This is a genomic window from Alkalibacterium sp. s-m-28 (assembly GCF_054658175.1).
This window is the reverse complement of the sequence record NZ_BAAGIQ010000497.1, coordinates 1-248: the sequence shown is the minus strand read 5'-3', so window position 1 is coordinate 248 and position 248 is coordinate 1. Positions and strand designations below refer to the sequence as shown.

Here is a 248-nt window from a genome sequence, read left to right as displayed (position 1 = left end):
ATCAAAAGCCACTAAGGGATGATAACCCGTTGTTCCGTAGTGAGTATTGAAATCAGTCTGTTCTTGTTTTCCGAAGGTGTCTGAGTGAGTAGAATCCACGTCAATGATCATATGCTGTGTATTTTTTGGCCGATATAGATAGTGGTCAATGCCTTGGCAATTGATTGAAGTTGAACGATATTCTCCTCCGACAGTTGATGAATAAAACGAGAAACCATCGACTGTGAACCTAAGGTCGTTTTATTTAG

Annotated in this window: 1 protein-coding gene; it reads right to left on the bottom strand. The window is 39.9% G+C overall.

Annotation, left to right across the window (positions count from 1 at the left end; genetic code table 11):
• Positions 1 to 111 (bottom strand): transposase (locus ACYQ4S_RS13030; RefSeq protein ID WP_459771610.1); only part of this gene is annotated, 111 nt, incomplete at its 3' end.
• Positions 112 to 248 lie beyond the last annotated feature (137 nt).